Source organism: Paeniglutamicibacter sp., from assembly GCF_046714615.1.
Classification (GTDB): domain Bacteria; phylum Actinomycetota; class Actinomycetes; order Actinomycetales; family Micrococcaceae; genus Paeniglutamicibacter.
In genome coordinates this window covers 38,111-45,275 of record NZ_JBKKAP010000154.1, presented here as the reverse complement: position 1 = coordinate 45,275, position 7,165 = coordinate 38,111, and the positions used below count along the sequence as shown (strand labels likewise).

The 7,165-nt window shown below is 65.3% G+C and carries 5 protein-coding genes; 3 read left to right on the top strand and 2 right to left on the bottom strand.

All coding sequences use genetic code 11. The features are described 5' to 3' along the window. The 3 genes from ACLQ7E_RS18815 to ACLQ7E_RS18805 form a co-directional block, all read left to right on the top strand. Window positions 1-492: glycosyltransferase (locus ACLQ7E_RS18815; protein WP_411734106.1), on the top strand; the 492-nt coding region annotated here is incomplete at its 5' end. Continuing rightward, entirely contained in the window at window positions 489-1,832 is a 1,344-nt protein-coding gene (locus tag ACLQ7E_RS18810) for a UDP-glucose dehydrogenase family protein (RefSeq protein WP_411734105.1), read from the top strand. The genes ACLQ7E_RS18815 and ACLQ7E_RS18810, both read left to right, overlap by 4 nt. A gap of 6 nt (window positions 1,833-1,838) precedes the next feature. After that, window positions 1,839-2,654, top strand: a complete 816-nt coding sequence (locus tag ACLQ7E_RS18805; RefSeq protein ID WP_411734104.1) for an SGNH/GDSL hydrolase family protein — start codon at window positions 1,839-1,841, stop codon at window positions 2,652-2,654. Between the two features lie 72 nt (window positions 2,655-2,726). Here the strand turns inward: ACLQ7E_RS18805 and valS are convergent, their stop codons facing one another. Both valS and ACLQ7E_RS18795 read right to left on the bottom strand, forming a co-directional pair. Beyond that, entirely contained in the window at window positions 2,727-5,342 is a 2,616-nt protein-coding gene (gene valS / locus ACLQ7E_RS18800) for a valine--tRNA ligase (protein WP_411734103.1), read from the bottom strand. Window positions 5,343-5,445: 103 nt separating this feature from the next. Continuing rightward, window positions 5,446-7,134 (bottom strand): glycoside hydrolase family 13 protein, encoded by a 1,689-nt coding sequence (locus ACLQ7E_RS18795; protein ID WP_411734102.1) that lies wholly within the window; start codon window positions 7,132-7,134, stop codon window positions 5,446-5,448. Window positions 7,135-7,165: the final 31 nt, after the last annotated feature.

Here is a 7,165-nt window from a genome sequence, read left to right as displayed (position 1 = left end):
TTGGCCGTCTTGGCGTCCATCCCGGACACCCGGCTGGTCATAGTCGGCGACGGACCGCAACGGGAGTTCCTCGCGTCAATCCTGCCGAACGCCTACTTCACGGGATTTCTGGGCGGAGACGAGCTGGGTACCGCCATGGCCTCCTTCGATCTTTTTGTCCATCCGGGCGAACTTGAGACCTTTTGCCAGACCATCCAGGAAGCCATGGCAAGTGGTGTCCCCGTGGTGGCCACCGGCCGTGGCGGGCCCGTGGATCTGGTGGATTCGTCCCGCACGGGCTGGCTCTACGCCCCGGGCAATCTGGACCAATTGCGGGACTACGCCATGGACCTCATCGGCGACGACGCCAAACGCGCAGCCTTTTCCGACGCGGCATTCCAACAGGTCCAGGGACGCAGCTGGCACGTTGTGTGCGAGCAGCTGATGGACCTCTACACCCAAGCCATTGCAGATCACCCGCGGCTTCCGGCCGCCCTGAAAGGAATCAAATGAAAATTTCAGTCATCGGCGCGGGCTACCTTGGCACCGTGCATGCGGTCACTCTCGCGCACATGGGCCACGATGTCATCGGTCTCGACACGGATGCCGCACGGATCGCGCAGCTGTCCAACGGCACCGCACCTTTCCATGAGCCTGGCCTGGCCGAATTACTCAAGGAGGGTCACGAGCGCGGTCACCTCACGTTCACCACCGACCCGGCGGAACTAGCCGAGGCCGAGGTGCATTTCCTATGCGTCGGCACCCCACAATCCAAGACGGCCAACGATTCCGACCTGTCGTTCCTTCGTTCAGCCATTGAGTCGCTGCTGCCCCACCTGCACTCCGACGCCCTGGTTGTGGGGAAATCGACCGTGCCGGTGGGAACCGCCAGCGTGGTTGAATCGATGATCTCGGCAACCGGAGCGGTGTTGGCGTGGAATCCGGAATTCCTGCGGCAGGGAACAGCCGTCAAGGATTCGCTGGTTCCCGACAGGCTGGTCTATGGAATTGCCGAGGGTGAGCGGGGCGCCAAGGCCGGGGCCATGCTCGACGCCGTCTACGCGTCACTGCTGGAACGCGGGACACCGAAGGTGGTCACCAACTTTGCCACGGCCGAACTGATCAAGGTTTCGGCGAACGCGTTTTTGGCTTTGAAGCTTTCCTACATCAACGCGGTAGGTGAGTTTTGCGAGCAGGCGGGGGCCGACGTCGTACAGCTTGCCCAAGCATTGGGGCACGATGACCGCATTGGGGGCAAGTATTTCCACGCCGGGATTGGATTTGGGGGAGGCTGCCTGCCCAAGGATCTGAGGTCCTTCCGGGCCCAGGCGCAGAGTCACGGCGTCGACTCCCTCGATGAAATGTTCTCGCTCGTGGACGGCATCAATGCCGACGCGCGCTACCGCACGGCAGAGACAGCCGTGCGGCTCTGTGGCGGCTCGGTGGCCGGACGGCGCATCACCGTCCTTGGTGCCTCGTTCAAGCCGCACACGGATGATATTCGTGATTCGCCGGCGCTTGATGTGGCAGCACAGCTGGCGTCGCAGGGTGCACACGTGACCGTCAGCGATCCCCAGGCAGCGGACACAGCTTGGCTGCAGTTTCCACAGCTTTCCTTTGAACCAGATGTGACAGTAGCGCTGCAAGGAGCCGAGCTGGTGCTGTTGCTGACCCAGTGGCCCGAATTCACCACCTTGGATCCCGCGCAGACGGCCGCTCTGGTTCAGCGTCCAGTGATCCTCGACGGGCGCAACGCCCTTGACGCCGCCGCCTGGCAGTCCGCCGGATGGGACTACCACGGGATTGGGCGCGCTGGGCTGGGAAGCATCGCCACATCACGGGCCGCCGTCTAGGATCCAGTGATTGTTCAGGCGCCGGGCCGTTATATTGCCCTGGGAGACTCATTCACGGAAGGGGTCGGCGATGTCAGTAACCGCCGGCCCAACGGTGTTCGGGGATGGGCCGACAGGGTTGCGGAGGGGCTGGCCAGCGAATGTCCAGGCTGGGAGTACGCAAATCTGGCCATTCGCAGCAAGCGGCTGCGGCACATCATTGCCGAGCAGCTGGAACCTGCCGTCGCCATGGAACCCACGCTCATCACCCTCTATGCTGGCGGCAACGATGTCATGGACTTTGGGACAAAAATCGCTGACATCCTTGCCGACTACGAAGTCCTTGTAGCCAGGTTGGCGCAGACCGGCGCAACGCTTGTCCTGTTCACCGGTTATGACGTGGAGGTCTCGCCCATCCTGAGCCCGTTGCGCCGCAAAAACCATGCCTACAACGACGGCGTTCGGCTTATCGCCGCGAAGTACGGCGCTGTCCTGGTGGATTACGCCAGTTTCTCCGTCTACGCGAACTCCCGTATGTGGGGGCCAGACCGGCTCCACATGTCCAAGGCGGGGCACAAATACCTTGCCGCAAGGTTGCTGGACATCCTGGAAGTACCGCACGGCATCACGCACAAGACAAAACACCGGGCACCCGCCACCACGGCAAAACAGTGGGCGCGGGAACACCATGTATGGGTTACCGAGTGGGTGCTGCCCATGTTTGCCAGAAAGCTCCGCGGCACCACTCTTGGCGATTCCTTGACCCCCCGCTGGCCCGAGCCGGTGCGGGTGCCGCCCAAAAAGGGCCTGAAGAAACTCACCCGCTCCCGCTTAAACAACTGACCCGCAGTAGTGGTCGAAAAACACCGCGAAATCGGGATTTTTCAGCCACTACTGCGGGCCAGTTGGAGGATGCTAGGCCTGTGCTGGCTCCTCAGCCGGCGCAAGCTCGACGTCGGACACGGTGAGTTCGCCGTCGCCCACGGCGACCGTGAGCTCCAGGGCGTTCGCCGCGGCCCTGAGGTCACCCAAACCGGCCGTCAGCTGTGCGGCCTGAACCTCGCCGGCGGTGACCGTCGCGGAGATGACCTGGGTGCGTTGCTTGACCTTGGCCTCGGACTTGGCCTTACGGATGCCGCTCAAAGCGTCCCCGACCGTCGCGAGCAAGGTGGTGTCGCCGTCGTCCACGGCAACCGCGGAAGGCCACGGCGCACGGTGCACCGAACCGGTGCGCCACCAGCTCCACACTTCCTCCGTCGCGAACGGCAGGAACGGTGCGAACAAGCGCAGCAGGGAATCCAGCGTTGTGGCCAGGGCGGCCAGCACGGAAGCCTGGCCTTCCTCGCCGCTGGCACCATAGGCGCGGTCCTTGATGAGCTCAACGTAATCGTCCGTGAAGTGCCAGAAGAAGCTCTCGGTGAGCTGCAGCGCGCGGGCGTAATCGTACTTCTCAAAGGCTGCCGTCGAGACGCGGATAACTTCTGCCAGCTGGGCCAGAACGGCGCGGTCCAAGGGGTTGGTCAGCACGGCGGTGTCGCCCGTGACAACGTTGGCCTCGGTTGCGCCAAGGTTCAACACGAACTTGGAGGCATTGAGCAGCTTGATGGCCAGGCGACGGCCAATCTTCATCTGCGCAATCTCGTAAGCCGTGTCGGCGCCGAGCTTGGCGGATGCGGCCCAGTAACGGACAGCGTCGGCACCGAAGTCGTTGAGCACGTCCGTGGGGACAACCACGTTGCCCTTGGACTTGGACATCTTCTTGCGGTCCGGATCCAGGATCCAGCCGGAGATCGCCGCGTGCTTCCACGGGGCGACATCGTGCAGCGCGTCGGCGCGCACGGCGGAGGAGAAGAGCCAGGTGCGGATGATGTCGTGGCCCTGCGGGCGCAGGTCAAACGGGAAGACCTTGTTGAAGAAGTCCTCGTCGCGGGACCAGCGGCCAACAATCTGCGGGGTCAGCGAGCTGGTCGCCCAGGTGTCGAGCACATCGGCATCGCCCACGAAGCCGCCGGCCTCGTTGCGCTGGCTTTCCTGGTAGCCCGGAGCGACATCCGCGGCCGGGTCGACCGGCAGCATCTCGTCGGTGGGCAGGATCGGGTTCTCGTAGTCGGGTTCCCCTGCAGCATCCAGCGGGTACCAGACGGGCACCGGCACGCCGAAGAAGCGCTGGCGGGAGACCAGCCAGTCGCCGTTCAGGCCGGAGATCCAGTTCTCGTAGCGCGAGCGCATGAACGCGGGGTGGAACTCGATCTGCTCGCCGCGCTTGATCAGGCGGGTCCGGCGTTCCTCGTCGCGCCCGCCATTGCGGATGTACCACTGGCGGGAGGAAACGATCTCCAGGGGCTTGTCGCCCTTTTCGAAGAAGTTCACCGGGTGGCTGATCTTCTTCGGCTCGCCGTCGAGCAGGTCGGCGGCGATGAGCAGCTCAACGACGCCCTCCTTGGCGGAGAACACCGTCTTGCCGGCGATCTGCGCGTAGGCCCCGGCCCCGGCCTCGGTGGTGATCCACTCCGGGGTCTCGGCGATGACGCGGCCGTCGCGGCCGATGATGGCGCGGGTGGGCAGCTGCAGTTCGCGCCACCAGGTCACGTCGTTCAGGTCGCCGAAGGTGCAGACCATGGCGATGCCAGAGCCCTTGTCCATCTTGGCCAGCGCGTGCGGGTAGACGGTCACGGGAACGTCGAAGAGCGGGGAGGTGACGGTCTTGCCGAAGAGCGGCTTGTAGCGCTCGTCGTCCGGGTTCGCCACCAGGCCGGCGCAGGCTGCCAGCAGCTCGGGACGAGTGGTCTCGATGAAGACCTGGGTGCCGTCCTCGGCGGTGAACGGGTAGCGGTAGTAGGCGCCGGGCATTTCCCGGTCCTCGAGCTCGGCCTGTGCCACCGCGGTGCGGAAGGTGACGTCCCACAGCGTGGGGGCCTCTGCCATGTACGCATCACCGGCGTTCAGGTTGGCCAGGAAGCCGCGCTGCGAGACGGCACGCGAGGTGTCGTCGATGGTGCGGTAGGTCAGGTCCCAGTCGACCGACAGGCCCAGGGTGGAGAAGAGGTGCTCGAAGACCTTCTCATCCTCCACCGCCAGTTCCTCGCACAGCTCGATGAAGTTCTTGCGGCTCACGACGTCCCAGTCGCGCTGGTTCTTCGCCGGGGTCGCCGGGGGGCGGTAGCCCTCGACGTAGGAGTACGTCGGGTCGCAGCGCACGCCGTAGTAATTCTGCACGCGGCGCTCGGTGGGCAGGCCGTTGTCGTCCCAGCCCATCGGGTAGAACACGTTCTTGCCGCGCATGCGCTGGTAGCGGGCCAGTACGTCGGTCTGCGTGTAGGAGAACATGTGTCCCACGTGCAGCGAGCCAGAGGCCGTCGGCGGGGGAGTATCGATCGAGTAGACCTGCTCGCGCGTGGTCTCTGCGTTGAATTTGTAGGTGCCTTGTTCGCGCCAGCGGGCGCCAAGGCGTTCCTCCAGGCCCTCAAGAGCGGGCTTGTCCGGAACGGAAACGATGACGGGCGTGTCTGTGCCCAAGGTGTCTTCTGCCATGGTTCCCATTCTTCCATGTCTGGGCGCGGTTGCCCCATTCATGGCACTGTGACGGCCGCGGCATCCTGCCCCCGCAGTGGGGGGCAGGATACCCAGTGGACGCTCAGGGGGCGATCCAGAGCGTGGTTTCGCTCTCGATGTGCACCACCGGTCCGGCGGGCCCGCCGCTGGCAAGCACGATCCTTGAGGGGTCGATGGTTCTCGGCAGCCCGAGCGGGTCGGTGCCGAAGTTGGTCAGCACCTCCCAGCCGTTGGGCCGGCGGTAGTGCGCCAACGTGGCATCGGGCGGCGAAACCCAGTGCAGGGACTCGGTGGTTTGCAGCTTGCGACGCCATGCCAGGGCGCTTCGGTAGAACTCCAGGGTGGAGTCCTTCACCCCGTCCTGGGCGCTGACAGCGTGGTCGGCAAACCACCCGGGCTGGGGCAGCCACGGCGAGCCGCCGAAACCGAAGTGCTCTTCCTGAGCATTCCAGGGCAATGGCACGCGGCAGCCGTCGCGGCCCTTGATCTTGTTGCCGGTGCGGAACCACGTGGGATCCTGCAGCGAGTCCAGGGGAAGGTCCGCGTCCTCAAAGAGTCCAAGTTCCTCGCCCTGGTAGAGGTAGGCGGAGCCCGGCAGGCCCAGCATGAACAGTGTTGCGGCCCGGGCCCGGCGCAGCCCTCGTGCCGGATCGGCTGCGGGTTCCTTGCCGCCGGAGAGCAGCCACGCATCCTGGGCAGCCGCGTCGGTCCCGTCGGGCAGGGAGTAGCGCGAGGCATGGCGCACCACGTCGTGGTTGGAGAACACCCAGGTGGACGATGCGCCCGAGGCTTCGGCTTCCTCCAGGCACCGCGCCACGATGTCGCGGAATGCGGCGGCGGAAAAGGGCGCCTGCAGCAGGTCGAAGTTGAAGGCCTGCCCCAGCCCGGTGGGCCGGGCATAGCGCAGGCGGCGGTCGGTGAAGGGCACCCAGGCCTCGGCCACGGCAATGCGCGGCGGGTCGTATTCGTTGAGCACCGAGCGCCAGCCGGCGTAGATCTCGTGGACCTCGTCGCGGTCAAAGAGCACGTCGGTGCCGTCATCGACCAGGATCTCCAGCGAGGGCTTGGAACGCAGTGGAGGAGCCATGTCCTTGACCAGTGCGTGGGCAACGTCGACGCGGAAACCATCCACGCCGCGGTCCGCCCAGAAGCGCAACGTGGTGTGGAAGTCCTCGCGAACCTCCGGGTTGTCCCAGTTCAAGTCCGGCTGCTCGGAGGCGAAAAGGTGCAGGTACCACTGGCCCGGCGCCCCGGCGTTTTCCCCGGTGGTTTCTTTGATGCGGGTCCAGGCCGGTCCGCCAAAGTGCGATGGCCAGTCCGAGGGCGGCAGCTCGCCGTTTTCGCCCAGCCCGTCAAGGAAGTGGTAGCGGGCCCGTTCGGGCGAGCCCGGTGCCGCAGCGAGGGCAGCGGTGAACCATTCGTGGCGGTTCGAGGAGTGGTTTGGCACCACGTAGGCGATGACCTTGATGTTTGCCGCATGGACGGCAGCGACCATGGCGTCAAAGTCGTCCAGGGTGCCCAGGCGCGGGTCCACATTGCGGTAGTCGTCCACGTCGTACCCGCCGTCGGCCAGGGCCGAGGGGTAGAACGGGGAGAGCCAGATTGCGTCGATGCCCAACCCCGCGAGGTAGCCCATGCGCGATGTCACCCCGGGCAGGTCGCCGAGCCCGTCACCCGTTGCATCGGCGAAGCTGCGCGGATAGATCTGGTAGACGGCGGCCTGACGCCACCAGTCGGCGGGGGACACTGATGTCGGGTCGGTGCTGTTCATGGGTCGGGGTCGTTCCTCTCTGAATGCATGC